The following is a 23,402-nucleotide window of genomic DNA, read 5'->3' on the forward strand; positions in this document are numbered from 1 at the left end:
ATGCTGAAACATCTCGTGTTCGCGGCCGCGCTCGGCATCGCCGCCGTGGCAAACATCTCGGGCGCCGCCGCCCAGCAGCGGGCCGTCTGCTACAACTGCCCGCCGGAATGGGCCGACTGGGGCTCGCAGCTCAAGGCCATCCAGGCCAGGCTCGGCATCCAGGTGCCGCCGGACAACAAGAACTCCGGCCAGGCCATCGCCGCACTGATCGCGGAGAAGGGCAATCCGGTGGCCGACGTCACCTATCTCGGCGGCATCGCGGCCGACCCGGCCAAGGATGCCGGCGTGCTGACGCCCTACAAGCCGAAGAACTGGGAGAAGATCCCGGCCGACCTCAAGGATCCCGACGGCAACTGGTTCACCATCCACTCCGGCACGCTCGGCCTGTTCGTGAACAAGGCGGCGCTCGGCAACAAGCCCGTGCCGCAGAGCTGGGCCGACCTGCTGAAGCCCGAGTACAAGGGCATGGTCGGCTATCTCGACCCGACCTCGGCGGCCGTCGGCCAGCTCGGCGTGATGGCCATCAACCTGGCGCTCGGCGGCACCTACGACAATCTCGATCCGGCCATCAAGTTCTTCAAGGAACTGGCCAAGAACCAGCCGATCGTGCCGAAGCAGACCTCGTACGCCCGCGTGATCTCGGGCGAGATCCCGATCCTGCTCGACTACGACTTCAACGCCTATCGCGGCCAGTACACCGACAAGGCGCCGGTGCAGTTCGTGATCCCGAAGGAAGGCACCCTGGTGTTCCCCTACGTGATGGGGCTGGTGAACAAGGGCCCGAACCCCGACAACGGCAAGAAGGTGCTCGACTTCGTCCTGTCCGACGAGAGCCAGGCGATGTGGGGCAATGCCTATCTGCGGCCGGTCTTCGCGGACCGGCTGTCGGCTGAGGCCAAGGCCAAGTTCCTGCCCGACGCGGAATATGCCCGCGCCAAGGCGGTGGACCTGAAGAGCCTCGCCAAGGCGCAGGCCCAGATCGTCGAGCGCTACCGCAAGGAAGTGAACTGACACCAGCGAAGGATGGTCGGGGGCGGCCATAGCGCCGTCCCCACCTTTCCAATCCAACCGACCCCGTCGTCTCGACCGGAGCCTCGCGTAGCGAGGCGTAGCGGAGAGACCTTCTCTCGACGACTTGCCGGCTTTTAGTGGAGAGAAGGTCTCTCCACTTCGCGCCTTCGGCGCTCCGGTCGAGACGACGGAGTGTTTCAAGTGAGGAACCACAAGGAATGCGGCACGAAACCCGCCGACTGATCCTTCTGCTGCTGCCGGCCGGCATCGTCTTCGCGGCCTTCTTCCTGCTGCCGATGGCGCGGCTGTTCTTCATCGGCGGCAGCGGCAAGACCGGCTGGGCGGCCTATGCCGCCATCCTCACCGACTCGCTCTATCTCGACAGCCTGCTGTCCACGATGGCCGTGGCGGCCGCGACGACGGCGGCGACGCTGGTGATCAGCGGCATCTCCGGCGTGTTCCTGCAGCGTCACAAGTTTCCCGGCAATGCGCTGCTCGTATCGATGCTGACCTTTCCGCTGGCGTTCCCCGGCGTGGTCATCGGCTTCATGGTGATCATGCTGGCCGGCCGCCAGGGGCTGATCGGGCAGGTCACGCAGGCCCTGACCGGCGAGAAGCTGGTCTTCGCCTATACGATCGCCGGCCTGTTCATGGGCTACGTCTACTTCTCCATCCCGCGCACCATCCTCACCGTGATGGCCGCCGCCGAGAAGCTCGATCCGAAACTCGAGGAGGCGGCGCGGTCGCTGGGCGCCTCGCCGTGGCGCGTGCTGCTGGACGTCATCATCCCGGGCCTGAAGCCCGCCTTCATCTCGGCGGGCGCGATCTGCTTCGCGACGGCGGTCGGCGCGTTCGGCACCGCCTTCACCCTGGCGGCCAAGATCAACGTGCTGCCGATGGTGATCTACACCGAGTTCACTTTGTCGGCGAACATCGCGATGGCGGCGGCGCTGAGCTTCGTGCTGGGCATCGTCACCTGGCTGGTGCTGGCGGTGGCCCGCACGGCCGCCGGTTCCAGCGTCGCGGCGGCGGGCTGACATGAAGCGCCGTGGCCTCTTCTACCTGCAACTCGGCTTCACCCTGCTGGTCTGCGCCTTCCTGGTCGTGCCGGTGTTCCTCTCGATCATGGCCGGTCTCACGGTCAATTACTTCGTCGGCATCGAGAGCGGCCTCACCCTGCGCTGGGTCATGGAAGTGTGGAACGGCTATCGCGACACGATCTTCCTTTCGATCGGCCTGTCGCTGGCCTGCCTCGCCGTCACCCTGGTGATCGGCGTGCCGGCCGCCTATGTGCTGGCCAAGCGGCAGACCGCGCTGACGCGGGCGCTGGAGGAGATGCTGGTGCTGCCGGTGGCGGTGCCGGGGCTCGCCACGGCGCTGGCGCTGATCGTCACCTACGGCAGCCTGTCGGGCTTCCGCACCTCGTGGGCCTTCATCCTGGTCGGGCACGTGCTCTTCACCCTGCCGTTCATGGTGCGCAGCGTGCTGGCGGTGCTGAGCGCCATCGATCTCAAGACACTCGAAGAGGGCGCGGCGTCGCTCGGCGCCGGCTTCTGGTCGCGCTTCCGCGACATCGTTCTGCCGAACTGCCGGCAGGGCATCCTCGCCGGTTCGCTGATGGTCGTGACCCTGTCGATGGGCGAATTCAACATGACCTGGCTGCTGCACACGCCCTTCACCAAGACTCTCCCCGTGGGCCTCGCCGACGCCTATGCCTCGCTGCGGCTGGAAGTCGGCAGCGCCTACACCCTCGTCTTCTTCCTGATGATCATGCCGCTCTTGCTGGCGCTGCAGGCCTTCGCCAAGCCACGGCCCACGAAGTTCGTGGCGGAGGATGCTGAATGACCGACGCCGGCAACAAGCCCGTCTCGATTGCCCTGACGAACTGCTCGAAGACCTTCCCCGACGGCACGAGGGCGCTGGAGCCGCTCGACCTCGCCATCCATGCCGGCGAGACCGTCGTGTTCCTCGGTCCCTCGGGCTGCGGCAAGACCACGACGCTCCGCATCATCGCCGGCCTCGAGGAGCCCGACGCCGGCGGCAAGGTGCTGTTCGACGGAACGGACGTCACACACCTGCCGATCGAGCAGCGCAATGTCGGCATGGTGTTCCAGTCCTATGCGCTGTTTCCCAACATGACCGTGGCCGGCAACATCGGCTACGGGCTGAAGATCCGGAAGGTGCCCGGCGCACAGATCAAGGCGCGCGTTTCGGAAATGCTGGCGATGATGCAGATCACGCGGCTCGCGGATCGCCGCATCGACCAGCTCTCGGGCGGCCAGCGGCAGCGCGTGGCGCTCGCGCGCGCCATCGCGGTCCGGCCGCGGGCCCTGCTGCTCGACGAGCCGCTGACGGCGCTGGACGCCAAGCTGCGCGATACGCTGCGCCTGGAGATCGATTCGCTGCTGCGCTCGCTCGGCATCACCGCGATCTACGTGACGCACGACCAGGCCGAGGCGATGGCGCTGGGCGACCGAATCGTCGTCATGGAGCATGGCCGGGTCGCCCAGATCGGAAAGCCGCGCGACATCTACCAGCGCCCGGCCACACGCTTCGTCGCCGAGTTCATCGGCACGATGAACCGCCTGACCGGCTCAATGAATAACGGCAGGTTCATCTGCAAGGCCGGCGGAATCGCCTGGCCCGAGGCGCCCGCCAATGCCACCGAGATCCTGTTCCGGCCCGAAGACATCCGCGTCGTCGAGGGCGACGAGACCACCGGCCTGCAAGGCAAAGTGGCGGCCGCCTTCTTCCTGGGCGACCGCACACGCCTGTTCGTGGACGTGGGTGAGGCGCAGCCGCTGGTGATCGAGAGCACGGCGCGGCGCGACTTCAGTCATGGCGACCCGGTCGGGCTCGCCATCGACCCGCGCGGCCTGCTGGTGCTGTAAGGAGACTGCCATGCTGATCGCCCAGATCACCGACACCCATATCAAGCTGCCGGGCAAGCTCGCCTACAGGAAGGTCGACACGGCGAGCATGCTGCGGCGCTGCGTGCAGGAGCTGCTGGCGCTGAGCCCGCAGCCCGACATCGTCCTGCTGACCGGCGACCTGGTCGATCTCGGGCGACCCGAGGAATACGATCATCTGAAATCGATCCTGGCGCCGATCCAGCAGCGCATCATCGCCATCCCCGGCAACCACGACGAGCGCGAGGCGATGCGCGACGCCTTCCGCGACGGCGGCTACCTGCCGCCGGCGGGGAAGTTCCTCCAGTTCGCGATCGACGACTATCCGCTGCGCCTCGTCGGTCTCGACACGCTGATTCCGGGGCAGGGCGGCGGCGAGCTTTGCCGCGAGCGGCTCGACTGGCTCGACCGCACGCTCAAGGACAAGCCCGACACGCCGACCCTGGTGATGATGCACCATCCGCCCTTCGTCACCGGCATCGGCCACATGGACAAGATCGGCCTGCTGGGCCGCGAGGCCTTTGCCGAGGTCGTGGCGCGCCACCGCCAGGTCGAGCTGATCCTGTGCGGCCATCTGCATCGCACGATCCACGCCCAGGTCGGCGGCCGTCCGGCGATGACCTGCCCCAGCCCGGCCCACCAGGTCGCGCTCGACATCCATCCCGACGCCCCCAGCCGCTTTCGCATGGAGCCGCCGGGTTTCATGCTGCACTGGTGGAACGACGGCCAGCTGGTGACCCATGCCGCCGTCATCGGCGACTATGACGGCCCGTATCCGTTCTTCGACGCGGATGGCAAGTTGATCGATTGAGCGGCTTACGGGGCCTTGGCCCAAACCCGGTGTCATCCCGAGCGCAGCGAGGGACCTTTAGGGGCGCCCACCAAAGGTCCCTCGCTGCGCTCGGGATGACAATTTTGATGGTATTTGACGCTTCGCGTCGAACGTCACCGCCTAGATCACGTGCTCGGGGTCTTCCTTCGGGTGGGGCTTGGGCGGCCGGCCTTCGGCCGCGTCGCGTTCCTGTTCCTTACGCGCCTTGAGGAGCTTGCGCAGGATCATGTTCCGCTTCAGCGCCGAGATGTGGTCGATGAACAGCACGCCGTCGAGATGGTCGATCTCGTGCTGGACGCAGGTCGCCAGCAGGCCGTCGCAGGTCATTTCCTGGGCCTTGCCGTCGCGGTCGAGGTAGCGAACCTTGACCGACGCCGGACGGACCACGTCGGAATAATGGTCCGGCACCGACAGGCAGCCCTCCTCGTAGGAGACGTCCTCGTCGGAGGCTTCGACGATCTCGGGGTTGGCCATGAAGAGCGGGCCGGTCTTGGTGTCCTCGCGTTCGATGTCGAGCACGATGACGCGCTTCAGGACGCCGACCTGCGGCGCGGCGAGCCCGATGCCCGGCGCGTCGTACATGGTCTCCAGCATGTCATCCATGAGCTGGCGCACGCCGGCGTCGACCGTCTCGACGGGCAGGGACTTCTTCTTCAGGCGCGGATCGGGCGCGGTCAGGATCGGCAGGAGAGCCATCGGGCCTAAATATGCGGGAGGATGGGGCTTTTCAAGGTCACGCCCGGGATCACGTACGGCGAACCATCGTGCCGACGCCGGCCTCGGTGAAGACCTCGAGCAGCAGGCAGTGCGGCACCCGGCCGTCCATGATGACGGCGGCTTCGACGCCCGAATTCACGGCATCGATGCAGTTCTCGACCTTGGGGATCATGCCGCCGGAGATCGTGCCGTCGGCGATCAGGGCGCGCGCCTGCTCGATCGTCATCTCGGGGATCACCTTGCCGTCCTTGTCGAGGACGCCCGGCACGTCGGTCAGGAACAGCAGGCGCTTGGCCTTCATGGCGCCGGCGATGGCGCCGGCCGAGGTGTCGGCATTGATGTTGTAGGTCAGCTCGTCGTCGACGCCGAACCCGATCGGGGCGACCACCGGGATCACGTCGGCGCGGCGCAGCTGCTCCAGCACCATGACGTTGATCTTGGCCGGCTCGCCGACCTGCTTCAGGTCGACCTTCAGCAGCTCGCCGGTCTTGGGATCGCGCATCTGCGTGACCTTCTTGGCCAGGATCAGGTTGCCGTCCTTGCCGCAGATGCCGACGGCGATGCCGCCGCATTCATTGATGTCGGCCACGATCGCCTTGTTGATCGAACCGGCCAGGACCATCTCGACGATTTCCATCGTCTGGGCGTCGGTGACGCGCAGCCCGTTCACGAACGTGCTCTTGATCCCGACGCGCTCCAGCATCTTGTTGATCTGCGGTCCGCCGCCATGGACCACGATCGGGTTCATGCCGACCTGCTTCATCAGCACCACGTCGCGGGCGACCAGGTCGCCGAGCTTCGGGTCTGTCATGGCGTGACCGCCATATTTCACGACGAAGGTGGCATCGTTGTGCCGGCGCATGTAGGGCAGCGCCTTGGAGATGGTCTCCGCCATGCGGATGAGCCGCTTCTGCTCCTTGTCGGGTTGAACAGGCTCGGCCATGTCACAGCATCCCCAGTTGAACGAAAGCCCTCTCCGGGTCGGGAGAGGGCCAAGCGAATTGCCGAGCCGCATAATATATCAGGCGGGCGACGGATAGAAGAACCGGCCGTGCCGCGTCAGGATGTCCGCATGGCAGCTTCCCACCTTCCCGACAGCGAAACCCTCGCCGATCGCGGCTTCACCGTGGTCCGCAATCTGATCGACCCAGAAGAATGCCGTGCGCTGGCCGCGCTGTGGCCCGAGCAGGCGCGGTTTCGTAAGCATATCGTCATGCAGCGCCATGGCTACGGGCAGGGCGAGTACCAGTATTTCGCCTACGATCTGCCCCCGCCCGTCGAGCGGTTGCGCCAGGCGCTCTATCCCGAACTGGCGAAAGTGGCCAACGAGTGGAACGAACGGCTGGGGCGGCCCAGGCGATTCCCGCCCGACCTGAAGGACTGGCTGCGCGAATGCCACGAGGCCGGCCAGACCCGGCCGACGCCGCTCCTGCTGCGCTATGGGCCGGGCGACTACAACTGTCTGCACCGCGACCTCTACGGCGAGATGGTCTTCCCGCTTCAGGTCGTCGTGCTGCTGAGCGCCCCCGGCCGCGACTTCACCGGCGGCGAGTTAATGCTGGTCGAGCAACGCGCACGCATGCAGTCACGCGGCGAAGTCGTGCCGCTGGAACAGGGCGATGCCGCGATCTTTGCCGTGAACGAGCGGCCGGCGAAGGGCGTCCGCGGCTGGCACCGCACCGCCCTGCGCCACGGCGTTTCGAGCCTGCGCACCGGCGAACGCTTCACCCTGGGCCTGATCTTCCACGACGCGGCTTAGGTTTTTCCGTCGTCTCAGGGCGGGGGTTACCCCGCCCGAACCGGAGCGCGCAGCGCGAAGTGGAGAGACCTTGTCTCCGCCAAATGCCGTCAAATTGCGGAGAGAAGGTCTCTCCACTACGCCTCGCTGGCGCGAGGCTCCGGTCGAGACGACGGAGACCCTAGACCTGTGCGACGGCCACGATGTCCGCGCGGAGTTCGGGAATGCCGAAGCCGGTCTCGCTGCTGGTTGGCAGGACCTCGGGATGGGCGGCGCCGTGCTTGCGGGCTATGGCCTCCGCAGCCTTGACGGCGCGCGGCAGGTCGGCGGCACGCAAGTAGTCGGTCTTGGTGAGGAGAAGCTGGTAGGAAACGGCGGCGCTGTCGAGGTTGCGCATCGTTTCGCGGTCGCTCTCCTTCACGCCGTGACGGCCGTCGATCAGCACGAAGATGCGCATCAGGGTCGGACGGCCGCGCAGATAGGCCGAGGCGAGGTCCTGCCACGTTTCCTTCATCGAGCGCGAGACCTTGGCGAAGCCGTAGCCCGGCAGGTCGACCAGCATCAGCCGGTCGGCCAGGTTGAAGAAATTGACCTGCCGCGTGTGGCCGGGATTGGCCGAGACGCGCGCCAGGGTGCGCCGGCCGGTGAGGGCGTTCACCAGGCTCGACTTGCCGACGTTGGAGCGTCCGGCGAAGGCCACTTCCGGCAGCGAAATGCCCGGCAGCGACTCGATCGACGCGGCGCCCGAGACGAAGTCGCAGGGGCCCGCGAACAGCTTGCGCGCGGCCTCGATCTCGGCGGCCGAGTGCCCCTTCTCGATCTCGTCGGGTGACTTGTCCGGCATCAGTTCTTCTTACCGGAGCCCTTGCCGCCCTTCTTGTTGTCGGGGGTGGCAGGCGCCGGCGCGGGTGTGGTGACAACGGCCTTGTTGCCGATCGGTGTGCCGTGGCGGCGCATGATCATGTACTGCTGCGCGATCGACAGCGTGTTGCTCCACGCCCAGTAGATCACCAGGCCGGCGGCGAAGGGCGCCAGCATGAAGGTGAACAGGATCGGCAGGAACTGGAACACGCGCGCCTGCACCGGATCGGTCGGCTGCGGGTTCAGCTTCTGCTGCAGGTACATCGTGACGCCCATGATGATGGGCCAGATGCCTATGTTGAAGAAGTGCAGGAACGACGGAACGTCCCACGGAAACACGCCGAAGCCGGTCAGGATCGTGAGCGGATCGGGCGCGGACAGGTCCTTGATCCAGCCGTAGAATGGCTGATGGCGCATCTCGATGGTGGTGTAGAGCACCTTGTAGAGCGCGAAGAACACAGGGATCTGCACCAGGATGGGCAGGCAGCCCGCCGCGGGGTTCACCTTTTCGCGGCGATAGAGCTGCATCAGCTCCTGGTTCATGCGCTGGCGGTCCTCGCCATAACGCTCCTTGAGCTTCTCCATCTCGGGCTGAAGCCGCTTCATCTTGCTCATCGCCGCGTAGGACTTGTTGGCGAGCGGGAAGAACACCAGCTTGACGATGACGGTCAGCGTCAGGATCGCCAGCCCGAAATTGCCGAGATGGACGTAAAGCCACTCGAGCAACCAGAAGAGCGGTCGGGTGAAGAACCAGAACCAGCCCCAATCGATCGTCAGGTCGAACTTCTCGATGCCGTATTTGTCTTCGTAGTCGGAGATCACGCGCACCAGCTTGGCGCCGGCGAACAGGCGGGCGTCGGTCGTCGTCGTCGCGCCGGGTGCAACGGCCACGCCACCGCCGACATAGTCGACCTGATACTTCACGTCGGTGCCGGCGCCGGTCTGCCTGATCGAAACGTCGACCTTGGACTTCTGATCGGGCACCAGCACGGACATCCAGTACTTGTCGGTGATGCCGACCCAGCCGCCTGTCGTCGCGATCTTCTGCTGCTTGTTGCCCTTGAAGTCGGAGTAGCTGAATTCCTTGAGCGTGCCGTCGAAGACGCCGTAGGGACCCTCGTGGAGGATGTACATACCCTCATAGACCGGCTCGCCGTAGCGGACGATGAGGCTCCACGGGAAAAGGGTCACCGGCTTGTCGGTCTTGTTCTCGACGCTCTGCTTCACGTCGAACATGAAGAACTCGTCGATCGAAACCGTGAGGCCGAACACCAACCCTTCGCCATTGTCCCAGGTCAGCCTGACAGGCTTGCCGGGCGCCACCGTCGGCGAGTCCGAGGTCCACACCGTTTCGGGGCCGGGGACCTTGATGGCGGCATCGGACGAGGACCAGCCGAACTCGGCGTAATAGGGATGCGCGCTGCCGACCGGCGACAGGACGGGCACCGGCGGACTCTTGGGATCGATGGTCTCGCGATACTTGACGAGCTGCACGTCGTCGATGCGCGCGCCCTTGAGCGAGATCGAGCCCGTGAGTTCGGCGGTATTGAAGGTGACACGCGGCGTGAGCGCCACGGCCTCGCTGCGACCAACCACCCGCTGCTGCGTCGGCGCGGCGCCCGGACCGGGTTGCGTGCCGGGAGCGCCCGGCTGTCCGGTCGGCGCGGCGGGGGCGCCGGACTGCGTCGTCGCCTGCTGCTGGGTCGTATTGGTCGCCTGTTTGGACGGCGGGAATGCCACCTGCCAGCCCACGATGATCAGCACCGAGAGGACGATGGCGACGATGAAGTTCTTCTGATCCATTGGTCGGCGATCTTTCGTGGCGCGTCAGGAGCGCCGGGCAGGGTGACAGGAAAGCGGCGCGCGCGCGTGGGCGCCGGACGGCGGAACGGGATCGTAGCCGCCGGCGCCCCAGGGGCCGCAGCGGCACAGTCGACGGGCAGCAAGCCAGCTTCCCCGCGCCGCGCCATGCTTCGACAGGGCGTCGACCGCGTAAGCCGAGCACGAGGGCTCGTAGCGGCAGGCTCCGACGAAGAAGTAGGCGAGCGTGAGCTGGTAGAAGCGAATCGCGCCGCGCAGGACCTTGGACATCATGCGGCCCGGAAACTGGCGATTTAAGCGCTCCGGCGCAAGCTGCCAATGCACGTCATGGCGTCGCTATGGGGGTCGCAAGCGCCTTGAGGCGCCGAAGGGCCTCCTGCAACTCGCCCCGCATCGCGAGGAAATCGCGGCCGAGGGCGCCCTGGCGGCCGACCAGCACATAGTCATGATCGGCCCTGGCCGATTGCGGAATGACCTGGCGGGCGATCTCGCGCAGACGGCGGCGGACCCGGTTGCGCACGACGGCATTGCCGACCTTGCGGCTGACGGTGAAGCCGACCCGGATGGCGGGCCCGGCGAGATCGGCTGGAACGGGAGCCGTCTGCAGCACGAAGCCGGGCATGGCGCATCGCCGCCCGGCCTGGACGCGCAGGAAGTCGCTACGATTCGGCAGACGCCCGAGGCGCGCCGCAGCCAATAGGACTAGGCCGACAGACGCTTGCGGCCAGACCGGCGGCGGTTCGCGATGACCTTGCGGCCACCGACGGTCGCCATACGGGACCGGAAGCCGTGCCGACGGGCGCGGACCAGCTTGCTCGGCTGATAGGTGCGTTTCATGACGCAACTCCTTAAAACACAACAAAGCCCCTGCGCGGTGCACAAGGGGCGAATTCCGTGGGCGAGGGTAATAAGCGTGTGACCCTTCAGAGTCAACGAGGGCTAGGATGCCTGATGGCCCTCATTCTTCATGGCTACCGCTACAGCGTCTATGTACGCATCGTCCGCCTGGTGCTGGCGGAGAAGGGGCTGGCCTACGAGCAGGTCGAAGTGAACCCGTTCGCGGCCGATGTCCCGGCCGACTATCTCGCGCTCCATCCGTTCGGCCGGGTGCCGACCCTCGTTCACGACGGCTTCGCCCTCTACGAAACGGGCGCCATCACCCGATACGTCGATCGCGCCTTTCCCGGTCCGGCCCTCCAGCCCGCCGACCCGAAGCGGCTCGCCCGCATGGATCAGATCGTGGGTGTGGTCGACGCCTACGCCTACTGGCCGCTGGTACGGCAGGTCTTCGTTCACGATGTCGTTCGGCCCCACATGGGCGCGGCGGGCGATGCCGCGGAGCTGGAGAAGGGTCTCGAGTCTGCCGCCAGGGTGCTCGACGCGCTGGAGGCCCTGGCGGCGGCGGAGACATGGTTGACGGGCTCCGACATCTCGCTTGCCGACTGTCATCTGGGAGCGATGGTCGCCTACTTCGCGCAGTCCCCGCGCGGGGCGGAGCTGCTGGCCGCACGCCCCCGGCTCGCCGCCTGGTGGCAACGACTGGGGGCGCGTCCGAGCTTCGCCGCGACGGAGCCTGGTCTTCCGGCCCCGGCCCGATAGTCACTCAGGCGTGACAGCATGTGCTTTGTGGATCGTCGCCACAGGGTCAATATCGCGGTGGGGCGAGACGAAGGGCCAGATGAACACATCGACACTGCGCCGGCTGCTGCCAGTGGCAATCCTTCTGGCGGGACTGGCGATCTTCCTGCTGCTCGGGCTCGAGCGCTATATCTCGTTCGAGATGCTGGCCCGTCACAAGGCCACGCTGACGGCCTGGGTTGCCGAGCATCGTCTGCTCGCCGGCCTGACCTTCGTGCTGGCCTATGCCTTCATGGTCGCCTTTTCCCTGCCCGTCGCCGTGGTGGCGACGCCGGTGGGGGGCTTCCTGTTCGGCACCTGGACCGGCGCCTGCCTGTCGGTGGTCGCCGCCACCCTGGGATCGATCGCCGTGTTCCTGGCCGCGCGCTACGCCTTTCGCGACCTCTTCCGGGCCCGTGCCGGCGCGACGCTGGCGCGTCTCGAGGAGGGGTTCCGGCACAACGATTTCAGCTACCTCCTCTTTCTGAGACTCGTGCCGGTCTTTCCCTTCTGGCTGATCAACATCGTCCCGGCGCTCCTCGGCATGCAGCTCAAGCGCTACGCGCTGGCGACGTTGCTGGGCATCGTGCCGGCGTCGATCGTCTATGCGAGCGTCGGGGCGGGCCTCGGGGCGGTGCTGAAGCGCGGCGAGCAGCCCAATCTCGGCATCATCTTCGAATGGCACATCCTGCTGCCTCTGCTCGGGCTGGCCGCGCTAGCGCTTCTGCCGGTCGTCATCGCCCGCCTGCGCCGGCAGCCCCCGGCGTGAAATGAGCCTGCTCACCCCCGACGTCTGCGTCGTCGGCGGCGGCTCCGCCGGGCTGGTGGTCGCGGCCGGCGCCGCGCAGCTCGGTCTCGACGTCGTGCTGATCGAGCGCGCGTTGATGGGCGGCGACTGCCTCAACTTCGGCTGCGTGCCCTCGAAGGCGCTGATCGCCGCCGCCCGCCTGGCCCAGGCGCAACGCAGCGGCGCGGCCTTCGGCATCGCGCCGGTAGAGCCCACGGTCGATTTCGGCAAGGTGATGGATCACGTCGCCGGCGTGATCGCCGCCATCGCGCCCAACGACTCGGTCGAGCGGTTCGAAAAGCTCGGCGTGCGCGTCCTGCAGGAGGAGGCGCGCTTCACCGGCCGCACCGAATTGCAGGCCGGGCTCCACCGCATCCGCAGCAAGCGCATCGTGCTCGCGACCGGTTCCCGCCCCACCCTGCCACCCGTGCCGGGCCTCGACGCGGTGCCGCACTTCACCAACGAGACGATCTTCGCCAATCGCACGCTGCCGTCGCACCTCGTCGTATTGGGAGGCGGCCCGATCGGGCTCGAGATGGCGCAGGCCTTCCGTCGCCTCGGCGCGCGCGTGACCGTGCTGGAAGCGGCAACCTGCCTGGCCAAGGACGATCCCGAACTCGCCGCGATCGTCGTCGCGCGCCTGCGCCGCGAAGGCGTGGAGCTGCGCGAGAAGACGAGGGTCAAAGGCATCGAGCGCACCTCGGGCGGGATCGCGGCCGTGCTCGAGGAGGGCGGTCGCGTCGAGGGCTCGCACCTTCTGGTGGCGACCGGTCGCGCGCCGACGACCGACGGCCTGGATCTCGCAAAGGCCGGTATTGCCCACGACAGGCGCGGCATCACGGTCGACGATTCGCTGCGCACCTCCAACCGCAACGTCTGGGCGATCGGCGACTGCAACGGCCGCTATGCCTTCACCCACATGGCGGGCCACGAGGCCTCGCTGTTCATCCGCGGCGCCCTGTTCCGCGCCCCGGCGAAGCTCGATCCCGGCATCGTGCCCTGGGCGACCTATACCGATCCCGAGTTGGCGCAGGTCGGCCTCAACGAGCGCGACGCGCGGGCGAAGCACGGCGACGGCGTCAAGGTGCTGCGCTGGACCTTCGCCGAGAACGATCGCGCCCAGACCGAGCGCGAAACCGACGGGCTGTTGAAGGTGGTGACCGACGGACGCGGCCACGTGTTGGGGGCGGGCATCGCGGGGCCGCAGGCCGGCGAGTTGATCCAGAGCTGGTGCCTGGCCCTGTCCGGCCGCCTGAAGATCTCGACCCTGGCGAGCTTCGTGCCGCCCTATCCGACGCTCGGCGAGACCGCCAAGCGGGCCGCCGGGAGCTACTACACCGAAGCCCTGTTCGGCGCCCGCACGCGGCTTCTCGTGCGGTTTCTCGCGCGATTGCCGGTCTGGTAGAAGCATTCGATGAGCGCCGACGTCACCCTGCCGGCAGACACTGCCCGTCCCGCACGCCGGCGGACCGCGACCTTCGGACTGTCGTGGCGCATTCTGGGCCTCGTGATCGTCGCGGTGATGACGGCCGAGGTCGCGATTTTCCTGCCCTCGATCGCGCGTTTCCGGCTGGTCTATCTCGAGCAGCTGATCGAGAGCGGCACCCTGGCGGCGCTCGCCCTCGACGCCACGCCCGACAACATGGTGACGGAGCAGGTGAAGGGCTCGCTGCTGGCGCACGCCCGCGTCGAGGCGGTCGTGCTGGTCGAGCCGAACAAGCCCAAGCGTGCGCTGATGAACATCGAGCCGCGGCCCGAGATGCAGGGCTTCAACCTGAAGGATCGCGGCGCGCTCGGCCTGATCTGGGACGCGCTGGAGGCAATGGTTCGCGATGGCTCGCATTACATCCGGGTGGGTGGCGAATCGATGCGGATGCCCGGCGCCATGGTCTGGATCGTCGTCGATGAAATGCCGATGCGCGCCGCCATGTACGGTTACACGAGCCGCATCCTCCTCCTGTCGATCATCATCGCGCTGTTCACCGCCGCCCTGCTCTATCTTGCGCTGCGCTGGCTGGTCATCCGGCCGCTGCAGGACCTCTCCCGGGCCATGACCGACTTTCGCCGCGCGCCGGAAGAGGCCGGCACCGACCGCGCACCGGTGCGGCGCAACGACGAGATCGGCGTGGTCGACCGCGAGTTCCAGATCCTGCAGCGCGAGCTGCGCACCTCGCTGCGCCAGAAGTCGCGCCTTGCCGAGGTCGGTGCCGCGACCAACAAGATCAACCACGACCTGCGCAACATGCTCGCGACGGCGCGCCTGCTGTCAGATCGCCTGGCGCGCAGCGACGACGAGCGCACGCGCGCGCTGGCGCCGACCATCCTCAGCACGATCGACCGCGCCGCACGCCTGGCCAGCGACGCCATCGAATATGTCCGGGACAAGCCCTCGCCCCGGCTGGCCGACGTCGATCTTGCCGACCTCGTCGACGAGGTCGGAATCGCGCTGCAGGAGCAGGGCGAGGAGAAGGATCCCAACCTCGTGCGCAGCTGGGTCAACGAGATCGGCACCGGCGGCATGGCGCGCTGCGACCGCGACCTGCTCTACCGGGTGTTCGTCAATCTCGGGCGCAATGCCTTCGAGGCCGGCGCGACGAGCGTCACCCTACGCACCCGGCGCAGCGGCAGCTTCCTCCTGGTCGAAATTGCCGACAATGGGCCCGGCGTGCCCGCCGTGGTGGCCAGGCAGCTCTTCCGGCCCTTCACCACCGGTGGCCGGCAGGGCGGCACGGGTCTCGGCCTCGCGATCGCCCGCGACCTGGTGCGCCTGCATGGCGGCGACCTCACCCTGATCGAATCGAACGCGCAGGGCACGCTCTTCGGCTTCACCCTGCCGAGCGCCTAGATCACCCCTCGCTCTTCAGCCGCGCAAGGAAGGCGCGGACGCGGTCGACGTTGCCCCCGAGATCGGCCTCGCCGTTGCGGCTCTTCGAGCGGATGTCGATCCGGCTGCCGGTCCCCTGGGGACGAACGCGGACGACGACGTCGTCGCGAAAGCCGAACCACGGGCTGGTCACGACGGCTTCCAGGCGACCGTCCGCCGGGACCCGCGCCACGATCTCCCAGCCCAGTGCCGTGGCCACGCGCTCGACGCGCTTGAAGGCCTCGACCGGCGGCACGGCCAGCAGGACGGGCTCGATGTCGGGGAAGGCGGCGCGCTGGAGGGAGGCGTTCTCCTTCGGATAGGCCGGCGGATTGGGGGCCCCCCGACGCAACTGGGCCGTCGCCACGAGCGGCGGCGGCGTGGCCATGTCGGTCGTGATGTCGCTGATGGCCGGGCGCTGCTGCGCATGCAGGAACCAGTGCAGCGGCACCCACGCGCCGGCCCCGCCGATCACGATGGCGAGGAAGGCGGCAACACTGCCGCGGCGCCGGTCCCCCGGCCGGGCGGGAAGGATGGTGGCGAGCCCCAGCGCGACGCCGGCCACCGTCAGATAGAATCCGTAGCGGAAGACCGCGATCGCAGCCTCGATGTCGAGGCCGAGAAAGCGGTGCAGAGGCCCGGAAACGGCTACGATCAGCGACCCGACGGTCGCTAGGATGAAGGCGATACGCGCCAGTCGATGACTGATCGGATTGGTCGGCCTAACGAACATTCAGGCTCCGCTGCAACGATATCGTAACCGTGAATCGGCGTCCGCGCATCTGCTCGACAATCCCCGTCCCGTTCTCTATGCGGCCACGATGACGACAGCCGACACCGTCCGCCGCCGGGCCATGGCGGCCGGCCTGATCTCGATCTGCCTGTGGAGTTCGCTCGCCCTCCTTTCGGTGTCCGCCGGACCGATCCCGCCCTTCCAGATGGTGGCGATGACGTTCGCGGTCGGCGCCGCCATCGGCATCGTCCGAGCCCGGGCCAACGGAGTCGGCTGGGCCGGCCTCGTGGGCTGGCCGGCGCCCGTCTGGCTGCTCGGGATCGGCGGCCTGTTCGGCTACCACGCCCTCTACTTCGCCGCCCTGCAGCTCGCGCCGCCGGCCGAAGCCAACCTGATCAACTACCTGTGGCCGCTCCTCATCGTGCTGCTCTCGGCGCCGCTGGCCGGCGAGCGGCTGCACTGGCCGCATCTCGCGGGCGCCGCGCTGGGTTTCTCGGGCGTCGCCCTGCTGGCTTTCGGCCGCGGACTGAGCTTCGCCGACAGCCATGCGCTGGGCTACCTGCTGGCCCTGGGCTGCGCCTTCGCCTGGTCGATCTACTCGGTCCTGTCGCGCCGCTTCGGGGAAACACCGACCGACGCCATCGCCGCCTTCTGCGCCGCATCGGCCCTGCTCTCGCTCGCCTGCCATCTCGTTTTCGAGCGCACCGTCTGGCCCGCCAGCGGCACGGCCTGGCTCGCGGTGCTGGCGCTGGGCCTCGGGCCCGCCGGATCGGCGTTCTATTTCTGGGACCATGCGGTGAAGCGCGGGGATATCCGCGCCCTGGGCGCGATTTCCTATGCGACGCCCATCCTCTCGACCGCGATCCTGGTTGCCTTCGGACTTGCCGAACCGACCGGCACGCTGATCGCCGCCGCACTGCTCGTCACGATCGGCGCCGTGCTGGCCTCGCGCGAGCTGTGGAAACGCTAAACGCCCGGCTGCCAGCCGGGCGGAGCGAGTTCGAAGCCCGCGAAATCGAACGCCGGTGCGACCGTACAGCCGACCAGGGTCCAGTTGCCGAGCGACCGCGCCGCCTGCCAGACACCGCGCGGCACGACGATCTGCGGTGTCTCGCCCAGACCGAAGTCGCGGCCGAGACGCAGGTGGCGCACCGTGCGCCCCTCGTCGCTCATCGAAAGCTCGAGCGGCGCGCCGTCATAGTGATGCCAGACCTCGTCGGCATCGACCCTGTGCCAGTGCGAACGCTCGCCGGCCTTCAGCAGGAAGAAGATCGCGGTGCTGGCGCCGCGCCCGCCGGTTCCGGCGGCGGCACGGAACATCTCGCGGTAGTGGCCGCCCTCGGGATGCGGCTGCAGGCCGAGGCGGGCGATGATCTGGTCGGCGGTCATCATGACGTCAGGCCGGCGGCGGAACCGTGGCCTTCATCGACGGCATCTTGGCGAAGGCGGCGAACCACTTGGCGAGCTTCGGCCGCTTCGCGCGCCAGTCATGATGCCCGAAGCGGAAGTCGAGATAGCCCAGCGCGCAGGCGATCGAGACGGTGCCGATCGTGGGCTTGCCCTTGAGCGCCTTGGATTCGGCCTCGAGCTGGTCGAGCACGCCGTCGATCTTCTTCATCTGGCCCTTCGACCAGTCGGGCCAGCGCTTCTCCTCCGGCCGCAGGAAGCCCTCGTAGCGGGCAAGCAGTGCGGCATCGAGCAGGCCGTCGGCCATGGCCTGCTGGCGCAGCGCCATCCAGCGCTCGCGTCCCTTGCGCGGGAACAGCTTGCGGCCCTTGTGCTGGCTGTCGAGATACTCGCAGATCACGGGCGAGTCGAAGAGGTCCATGTTCTTCGTGGACAAGGCCGGGATCTTGCCGATCGGATTGTGCTTGTCGACATCGGCATTGGGCGCGACCGGCGTCAGAGCCACGTTCACCATGTCCATCTTCTTGTCGAGGCCGGTCTCGATCGCCAGCACCCTGACCTTGCGGGCATAGGGCGACGCCGGCGAGTAATAGAGCTTCATCTTGGCCATGGTCGGTCTCCTGTCATCCGGTCGCGTCAGGCGCCGGCCATCTGCGGGATATCGGTATCGTTCAAACGCACCTTGCGGGCCGTGTCCACGAGCTGCTGCCAGGTGGTCGTGTCGATCGGCACACCGTTCTTCTCGCGATCGATCCGGCGCGCCCGCTCGGGCTCTCCCGGCATCAGCACTTCGTCGACGCCGGGCTGCGGCTTCGCCGACTTCACCCAGTCGATGAAGGTGTCGACTTCGTCCTCGAAGAAGGCGGTGCCGCCCATCGAGTCGGGATCGATGATGATCGACAGCATGTTGTTGATGATGTCGGTGCCGTCCTTCTTGATCGTGCGGGGACTGTGCGTGCGCCCACCGGTCAGCGCCCCGGCCAGCAGGTCGCAGATCACGGCCAGGCCGCCGCCCTTGTGCAGGCCGAACGGCAGGATGGCGCCGTAAGGGGCATTGTACATCACGCCGGGTTCGGTCGTGGCGTTGCCGGCGGCATCGATCAGGAGGCCTTCCTCCATCTGGATCTGCTTGTTGTTGGCGACCCGAACCTTGCCCATCGCCACCTGGCTGGTCGCGAAGTCGAGCACGATCGGCTCCTGCCCCTTGCGCGGAATGGCCGTGCAGTAGGGATTGGTCGTGAAGCGCGCCTCGGCGCCGCCGAACGGCGCCACCAGCGACTTGTGGCCGTGCACGTTCACCCAGTGCGTGCTCACCAGGCCGGCGCGCGCGCACTGCTCGCCCCAGTGACCGATCCGGCCGATATGGTGGGAGTTCTTCAGGCCGACGACGCAGACGCCGTGCTTCCTCGCCCGCTCGATGCCGATGTCCATCGCCTCCTTGGCGATGACCTGACCGTACCCGGCGCCACCGTCGACCACGATCACCGCGCCGTTGTCGCGGTCGATCGTGGCGTGGTGGTTGCGCCGGCAGGCGCCGTTCATCGTGTTCTGGATATAGGAGGGCATCATGCCGACGCCGTGGCTGTCGTGGCCGAACAGGTTGGCGAGCACGAGATGATCGGCGACGAGCTTCGCCTCTTCGGCGGAACTGCCGTCGGCCCGGCAAATGGCCATGGTGAAGCCGTGCAGGCGGTCGGGCTCGATGCGGATTTCGCCCACGGATCCTTGCCCTTCGGCCATCTCTCGTCTCCCCTTCACGTTTCGGGCGGCAAGGTTCCGCGTCGTCACGACGCTGTCAACGCCGAAGCAGCGCCCTGATTTCGCCCTTCTGCGCAGCCAGACCGTCTGCGACGTGGCTTGCTCCGGGCCACCCGTGGTAGTGACCTTGCATAGCCCTCCGTCGTCTCCGGGAATCGCGCACCGAATGCGGTCTCTAGCTCGCCTCGCATGGATCGTGCTGCTGTTCGCAAGCGTCGCGGCTTCCGCCCAGAGCGTGCCGCCGCCGCAGCGGCCGTTCAGCCAGCTCGTCGAACTCTGGGGTCGCCAGCTCGACCGCATCGCCTCCCGCACCGAGCAGGCCGACCTGCTGCCGGTCGAGATCGACGGTTTGCGCGAGCAGGCGACCGACGTGCGTACCGCCGCGATGGCCGCCGCCGCCTTCGCCCGCAACGACCTGGCCGACACGAAGAAGCTGCTGGCGCCGCTCGAACTGAAGCCCGGCACAGACGCGCCGCCCGAGAGCGATGCCGTGAAGGCGGACCGCGAAAGACTGACCGAACAGGCCACGGTCGCCGAGAGCCGGGTCAAGCAATGCGAGGTGGTGATCGCCCGTGCCGACCAGCTGCTGGAGCGCCTGACCAAGCTGCGCGGCGAACTGGTGCTGCGGACCCTGCTCCGCCGCGATCCCTCTCCGCTCTCGCCCGGCGTGTGGCACAAGATCGGCCCGCAGTTCATGGCATCGGTGAAGACATTGTCCGGCGCCATGGCGAAGTGGAGCCACGAGGGCTTCCTCACCCTGAGCTCCGGCAGCCCCGAGCTGGTGCCGCTCGGCCTGTGGGCCGCGCTCACGATCATTCTATGGTGGATCGGGCGTGCGCTGCGCCGCCGTTTCGGCCGGGGCGGCACTCACATCGACGCACGGCGCGACCAGACCATCATCAGCGCCATCGACGGGCTCGGCCTCGTGCTCGTCCCCATCCTGGCGGTGTGGCTGATCGGCAAGCTGCTGCTGGCGGGCAATCCGCCGGCGCCGATCGACGCGCTGATCCCCGATGCCGTGGGGCGCCTCATATTGCTGCTGCTGGTGTTCGGCATGACCGCCGCAGCCCTGTCGCCGGCGCGTCCCGAATGGCGCGCCCTGCCGTTCAGCGACGACAGCGCCCTCTACCTGTCCCGGGCGCTCCGGCGACTTTACTCGATCAGCCTGCCGCTCGAATTCGTCTACCTCGCGCTCAGCCGCGGCGACGGTCGCGATGCAGTCGCCTCGGTCGGCGCCGTCGTGCTGACGGCCGTCGTGGCCATGCTCAGCCTGCCGACCCTGTCGAACCGCGCCTGGCATGCCGTCCGTCCCGAGGGTTCCGACCTGCCGCCGATGATCGGCGGGACCTGGTGGGCGGTCACCCGTCTGCTGCTGATCATCACCGTCCTGTCCTCGATCGTCTTCTCGCTGATCGGCTATGCGACCCTGGGGGCGCACCTGCATACCGCGATTTCGACGACCTGCCTGTTGATCGCAATCGCCTTCCTGGTTCACAAGCTGGTGGCCGATCTCCTGGACGCCGCGGCCGCCCCGGGCTCACCCTCGGGCACCTTCGTGAGGCGTGCGTTCGGCCTCGCACCGGACAGCACGCTGCGCGGCCAGTACCTGGTACTGCTGCTGTTCGACGCCGCCCTGGTCCTGCTGCTGGGGATCGCCATTCCGGCGGCCTGGAACGTCGACACGGATGCGATGATCGACGGGCTGGGCCAGCTCATGCGCGGCGTGAAGGTGGGTGGCGTCACCATCTCGCTCGGCAATGTCGGCATGGCGATCGTGGCGTTCTTCGTCTGCATGCTGCTGGCCCGCCTGGTGCGCAGCGTCGTGCGAGACCGCGTGCTGCCGACCGTGGAAGCGCCGTTGCCGCTGCGCCAGTCGATCGATGCCGGCCTCAACTATGCCGGCGTGATGATCGCCATCCTGGTGGGCATCGCCGCACTGGGCGTCGACTTCACCAACCTGGCCATCGTGCTGGGCGCCCTGTCGGTGGGCATCGGCCTCGGACTCCAGAACATCGCCAACAACGTGATTTCCGGCGTCATCCTGCTGGTCGAACGGCCGATCAAGGCGGGCGACTGGGTGACGGTAAGCGGTCACGAGGGCTTCGTGCGGCGCATCAACATCCGGGCCACCGAGATCGAGACGTTCCAGCGCACGCACGTCATCGTGCCCAACAGCCTGTTCCTGCAGAATCCGGTCGTTAACCGCACCTATTCCGACACGTCGAGCCGGATCGAGATCACGCTGACCGTGCCGGTCGCCTCCGACGTCGACGCCATGGAGGCGATCCTGCGCGAGGCGGCGCTGGCGCATGCGCGCGTGCTGCGCATCCCGGCGCCGATCGTGCGCTTCGCCAAGGTCGGGTCCGACGGCCTCCAGTTCGAGTTGTTCGTGTTCGTCGCGCGGCTCGAGGACCGGCTGATCGTGACCAACGACCTCAACCGCGCGATCCTGGCCAGGCTGATCGGGGAGAAGATCATCAATCCCGGCGCAGTGCCCGAAATCAGACTGCGCGGCCTCGACAAGGTGAACTTCTCGCTGCACTCCGACCCTTCGCCGGAGATGAAGGAAAACGCCATCGACAGGCCGGGTGATGGCCCCGCGGCGTCGTAGGGACGAGGCGCCGCCCCGGCGCTGGCCCCTCTATGCGCTGTTCGGGGCGGCGGCGTTCGCGGGCGTGGCGATGTGGGCCTACGCGCCGTCGCTGCCGCCCGAGACATTGATCGCGCGGTACACGAATGACCGCTCGCGCTTCGTCGATGTCGGCGGCGTCAACGCCCATGTCCGCGAGCAGGGCAATCCCGACGGCGTGCCCATCGTGCTGATTCACGGCTCGAGCGGCTCGCTGCACGTGTGGGAAGGCTGGGCGCGCGAGCTGGGCAAGGAGGCCCGCGTCATTTCCGTCGACCTGCCCGGCCATGGGCTGACCGGCGTCTGGCCGCGCGACGAATACACGGTCGAGGCCTATGCCGACTTCATCGAAGTGCTGATCGACACCCTGCATCTCGACAAGGTCGTCGTGGCCGGTCATTCGCTGGGCGCCGCCGTCGCCTGGACCTTCGCGGCGACGCGGCCCGACCGTGTCATTCAGCTCGTGCTGGTCGACGCCGCGGGCTATCCGCGAGGAGGCGGCGAGGCACCGCTGCCGACCCGGCTCGCGCGCACGCCGTTCGTCGGAGACCTCGGAATCTACTTCAAGCCGGAGGGGCTGGTCCGCCGGTCGCTCACGGAAGCCTATGCCGATCCCGCGCTGGTGACGCCCGAGCGGGTCAGGCGCCATGCCGATCTGCAGCGCTTTCCCGGCAACCGCGAAGCGACCCTGCAGCGCGCCCGCACGCAGGAGCCGCTCGATCCCACGCCGCTCAGGCGCATGGACGTGCCGACCCTGATCATCTGGGGGGCCAAGGACCGCTGGGTGCCGGTCGCCGATGCCTTCCGCTTCCAGGAGGACATCAAGGGCGCCAGGCTCGAGATCTTCGAAAATCTCGGCCACAACCCGATGGAGGAGGCCCCGCGCGCGACCGCCGCCGTCGTCGCGGCCTTCCTGGCCAACGCCCCGCTGCCGCCGCAGACGAGCGCCCCGGTGGAGCCCGATGCCGATGCGACCGTCGAGGAGACGGTCCAGCCCGCCGTCGTGCCGGAGAAGGATTAGCGCGAGTCACCCCAAGAAGAGGACCTCACCCTGAGGAGCGCTCCGCAGGAGCGCGTCTCGAAGGGTGGGCACGAGCACCCCGCCTGATCCCCGCCCTTCGAGACGGCGCTTCGCGCCTCCTCAGGGTGAGGTTTTTTCTGTTTCGAGCCGGAATCATCTAACCGCTCTTCAGCAGCGCCATCACCTGGTCGAAGGCGCGGTCGGCGATCTCGTCGATCTCGGCCGGGGTGCGGTTCTGGATCGGATGGGGCACGTAGACGACCGCCGGCTCGAAGCCCAGCGCATCGCTCTGCGCGGTGACGCCGTCGACGAATTCGGTGGTCACGATGTTGACGCCGGGGAGGCCGCGGCCGTCGAGACTATGAAGGTCGTGCAGACTGCACGATGTGCAGGAGCCTCAATCGCTTAAGGCGATCACCGCGAGCTGCGCCTCGGCCGCGATGGTCTGCAGCACAGCAGCCGGCGCCACCTTGGTGTTGGTGGGCTTGCGATAGCGCTTGGTCGCCACGCCGGCCGACTTGAAGTGCCCCTCGAGACGGTCGAGGAACTCGGCGCCGCGCGACTTGCCGATGTCCATCAGCGCCACGACCTTGCCGTCGAGCGAGGGCGGCGGCGCGAGGCGGGCGCGGCGGGTCGGCGAGGTCTCGGCCGTGGGATCGCGCAGCTTGGTCGAAGGGTTCATGGCCTGGTTCATGGGG

At 67.7% G+C, this 23,402-nt stretch carries 25 protein-coding genes; 13 read left to right on the forward strand and 12 right to left on the reverse strand.

Annotation, left to right across the window (positions count from 1 at the left end; genetic code table 11):
• The 5 genes from Q7V45_RS13830 (at window position 1) to Q7V45_RS13850 (ending at window position 4,731) form a co-directional block, all read left to right on the forward strand.
• The gene (locus Q7V45_RS13830) at window positions 1-1,011 is read left to right on the forward strand and encodes an ABC transporter substrate-binding protein (RefSeq protein ID WP_304852904.1); all 1,011 of its coding nucleotides are present in this window, start codon (window positions 1-3) and stop codon (window positions 1,009-1,011) included.
• A gap of 218 nt (window positions 1,012-1,229) precedes the next feature.
• Window positions 1,230-2,048 carry an ABC transporter permease gene (locus tag Q7V45_RS13835; RefSeq protein WP_304852906.1) on the forward strand — a complete coding sequence of 273 codons (819 nt, stop codon included), beginning with the start codon at window positions 1,230-1,232 and terminating at the stop codon, window positions 2,046-2,048.
• 1 nt (window position 2,049) lies between these two features.
• Window positions 2,050-2,856: an ABC transporter permease gene (locus Q7V45_RS13840; protein WP_304852908.1), complete on the forward strand. Its 807-nt coding sequence runs from the start codon at window positions 2,050-2,052 to the stop codon at window positions 2,854-2,856.
• Window positions 2,853-3,902, forward strand: coding sequence for an ABC transporter ATP-binding protein (locus Q7V45_RS13845; protein WP_304852910.1), 1,050 nt, complete (start codon window positions 2,853-2,855; stop codon window positions 3,900-3,902). The genes Q7V45_RS13840 and Q7V45_RS13845 overlap by 4 nt, the downstream gene beginning before the upstream one ends.
• A 10-nt stretch (window positions 3,903-3,912) precedes the next feature.
• Entirely contained in the window at window positions 3,913-4,731 is an 819-nt protein-coding gene (locus Q7V45_RS13850) for a phosphodiesterase (RefSeq protein ID WP_304852912.1), read from the forward strand.
• 141 nt (window positions 4,732-4,872) lie between these two features.
• On the opposite strand, the gene def is transcribed toward Q7V45_RS13850, so the two are convergent.
• Together def and argB are read right to left on the reverse strand one after the other, a co-directional pair.
• The gene (def, locus tag Q7V45_RS13855; RefSeq protein ID WP_304852914.1) at window positions 4,873-5,448 is read right to left on the reverse strand and encodes a peptide deformylase; all 576 of its coding nucleotides are present in this window, start codon (window positions 5,446-5,448) and stop codon (window positions 4,873-4,875) included.
• A gap of 49 nt (window positions 5,449-5,497) precedes the next feature.
• Window positions 5,498-6,412: an acetylglutamate kinase gene (gene argB / locus Q7V45_RS13860; protein ID WP_304852916.1), complete on the reverse strand. Its 915-nt coding sequence runs from the start codon at window positions 6,410-6,412 to the stop codon at window positions 5,498-5,500.
• A 129-nt stretch (window positions 6,413-6,541) separates the two neighbouring features.
• Between argB and Q7V45_RS13865 the strand changes: the two genes are divergently transcribed.
• A complete protein-coding gene (locus Q7V45_RS13865) occupies window positions 6,542-7,228 on the forward strand; it encodes a 2OG-Fe(II) oxygenase (RefSeq protein ID WP_304852918.1) in 687 nt (228 codons plus the stop codon).
• 160 nt (window positions 7,229-7,388) lie between these two features.
• Here the strand turns inward: Q7V45_RS13865 and yihA are convergent, their stop codons facing one another.
• From yihA to rpmH, 5 genes are read right to left on the reverse strand one after another with little or no spacing between them, the layout of a single operon-like run.
• Window positions 7,389-8,051: a ribosome biogenesis GTP-binding protein YihA/YsxC gene (gene yihA / locus Q7V45_RS13870; RefSeq protein WP_304852920.1), complete on the reverse strand. Its 663-nt coding sequence runs from the start codon at window positions 8,049-8,051 to the stop codon at window positions 7,389-7,391.
• Complete coding sequence (gene yidC / locus Q7V45_RS13875) at window positions 8,051-9,871, reverse strand: membrane protein insertase YidC (protein WP_304852923.1); 1,821 nt, start codon at window positions 9,869-9,871, stop codon at window positions 8,051-8,053. The genes yihA and yidC overlap by 1 nt, the downstream gene beginning before the upstream one ends.
• 24 nt (window positions 9,872-9,895) lie before the next feature.
• Window positions 9,896-10,162: a membrane protein insertion efficiency factor YidD gene (yidD, locus tag Q7V45_RS13880; RefSeq protein WP_304852926.1), complete on the reverse strand. Its 267-nt coding sequence runs from the start codon at window positions 10,160-10,162 to the stop codon at window positions 9,896-9,898.
• 52 nt (window positions 10,163-10,214) lie between these two features.
• Window positions 10,215-10,586, reverse strand: a complete 372-nt coding sequence (gene rnpA / locus Q7V45_RS13885) for a ribonuclease P protein component (RefSeq protein ID WP_304852928.1) — start codon at window positions 10,584-10,586, stop codon at window positions 10,215-10,217.
• A 5-nt stretch (window positions 10,587-10,591) separates the two neighbouring features.
• Window positions 10,592-10,726: a 50S ribosomal protein L34 gene (rpmH, locus tag Q7V45_RS13890; protein ID WP_068199953.1), complete on the reverse strand. Its 135-nt coding sequence runs from the start codon at window positions 10,724-10,726 to the stop codon at window positions 10,592-10,594.
• A gap of 114 nt (window positions 10,727-10,840) precedes the next feature.
• Between rpmH and Q7V45_RS13895 the strand changes: the two genes are divergently transcribed.
• The 4 genes from Q7V45_RS13895 to Q7V45_RS13910 all read left to right on the forward strand — a co-directional run bounded on the left by Q7V45_RS13895 (window position 10,841) and on the right by Q7V45_RS13910 (window position 15,138).
• Window positions 10,841-11,488, forward strand: coding sequence for a glutathione S-transferase family protein (locus Q7V45_RS13895; protein ID WP_304852933.1), 648 nt, complete (start codon window positions 10,841-10,843; stop codon window positions 11,486-11,488).
• Between the two features lie 79 nt (window positions 11,489-11,567).
• Complete coding sequence (locus tag Q7V45_RS13900) at window positions 11,568-12,275, forward strand: TVP38/TMEM64 family protein (RefSeq protein WP_304852935.1); 708 nt, start codon at window positions 11,568-11,570, stop codon at window positions 12,273-12,275.
• A 1-nt stretch (window position 12,276) separates the two neighbouring features.
• On the forward strand, window positions 12,277-13,698 hold the full coding sequence (locus tag Q7V45_RS13905; RefSeq protein WP_304852937.1) for an NAD(P)/FAD-dependent oxidoreductase: 1,422 nt from the start codon (window positions 12,277-12,279) through the stop codon (window positions 13,696-13,698).
• A 9-nt stretch (window positions 13,699-13,707) separates the two neighbouring features.
• Complete coding sequence (locus Q7V45_RS13910) at window positions 13,708-15,138, forward strand: HAMP domain-containing sensor histidine kinase (protein ID WP_304852940.1); 1,431 nt, start codon at window positions 13,708-13,710, stop codon at window positions 15,136-15,138.
• Between the two features lies 1 nt (window position 15,139).
• Here the strand turns inward: Q7V45_RS13910 and Q7V45_RS13915 are convergent, their stop codons facing one another.
• On the reverse strand, window positions 15,140-15,889 hold the full coding sequence (locus Q7V45_RS13915) for a DUF1499 domain-containing protein (protein WP_304852942.1): 750 nt from the start codon (window positions 15,887-15,889) through the stop codon (window positions 15,140-15,142).
• An 88-nt stretch (window positions 15,890-15,977) separates the two neighbouring features.
• Here Q7V45_RS13915 and Q7V45_RS13920 point away from each other — a divergent pair, with 88 nt between their 5' ends.
• A complete protein-coding gene (locus tag Q7V45_RS13920) occupies window positions 15,978-16,859 on the forward strand; it encodes a DMT family transporter (RefSeq protein WP_304852944.1) in 882 nt (293 codons plus the stop codon).
• Here Q7V45_RS13920 and Q7V45_RS13925 read toward each other — a convergent pair.
• From Q7V45_RS13925 to Q7V45_RS13935, 3 genes are read right to left on the reverse strand one after another with little or no spacing between them, the layout of a single operon-like run.
• Entirely contained in the window at window positions 16,856-17,278 is a 423-nt protein-coding gene (locus tag Q7V45_RS13925) for a cupin domain-containing protein (RefSeq protein WP_304853203.1), read from the reverse strand. The two genes, Q7V45_RS13920 and Q7V45_RS13925, sit on opposite strands and share 4 nt — an antisense overlap.
• Window positions 17,279-17,285: 7 nt before the next feature.
• Entirely contained in the window at window positions 17,286-17,906 is a 621-nt protein-coding gene (locus tag Q7V45_RS13930; protein ID WP_304852946.1) for a glutathione S-transferase, read from the reverse strand.
• Window positions 17,907-17,932: 26 nt separating this feature from the next.
• Window positions 17,933-19,036, reverse strand: coding sequence for a malate/lactate/ureidoglycolate dehydrogenase (locus Q7V45_RS13935; protein ID WP_304852948.1), 1,104 nt, complete (start codon window positions 19,034-19,036; stop codon window positions 17,933-17,935).
• Window positions 19,037-19,250: 214 nt separating this feature from the next.
• Here Q7V45_RS13935 and Q7V45_RS13940 point away from each other — a divergent pair, with 214 nt between their 5' ends.
• Together Q7V45_RS13940 and Q7V45_RS13945 are read left to right on the forward strand one after the other, a co-directional pair.
• Entirely contained in the window at window positions 19,251-21,665 is a 2,415-nt protein-coding gene (locus Q7V45_RS13940; protein ID WP_304852950.1) for a DUF3772 domain-containing protein, read from the forward strand.
• Window positions 21,646-22,704 (forward strand): alpha/beta fold hydrolase, encoded by a 1,059-nt coding sequence (locus Q7V45_RS13945; protein WP_304852952.1) that lies wholly within the window; start codon window positions 21,646-21,648, stop codon window positions 22,702-22,704. The genes Q7V45_RS13940 and Q7V45_RS13945 overlap by 20 nt, the downstream gene beginning before the upstream one ends.
• 157 nt (window positions 22,705-22,861) lie before the next feature.
• On the opposite strand, the gene Q7V45_RS13950 is transcribed toward Q7V45_RS13945, so the two are convergent.
• A complete protein-coding gene (locus tag Q7V45_RS13950) occupies window positions 22,862-23,386 on the reverse strand; it encodes a UGSC family (seleno)protein (RefSeq protein WP_304852954.1) in 525 nt (174 codons plus the stop codon).
• Between the last annotated feature and the right edge of the window lie 16 nt (window positions 23,387-23,402).

It is taken from the genome of Reyranella sp., from assembly GCF_030651995.1.
Taxonomy (GTDB): domain Bacteria; phylum Pseudomonadota; class Alphaproteobacteria; order Reyranellales; family Reyranellaceae; genus Reyranella.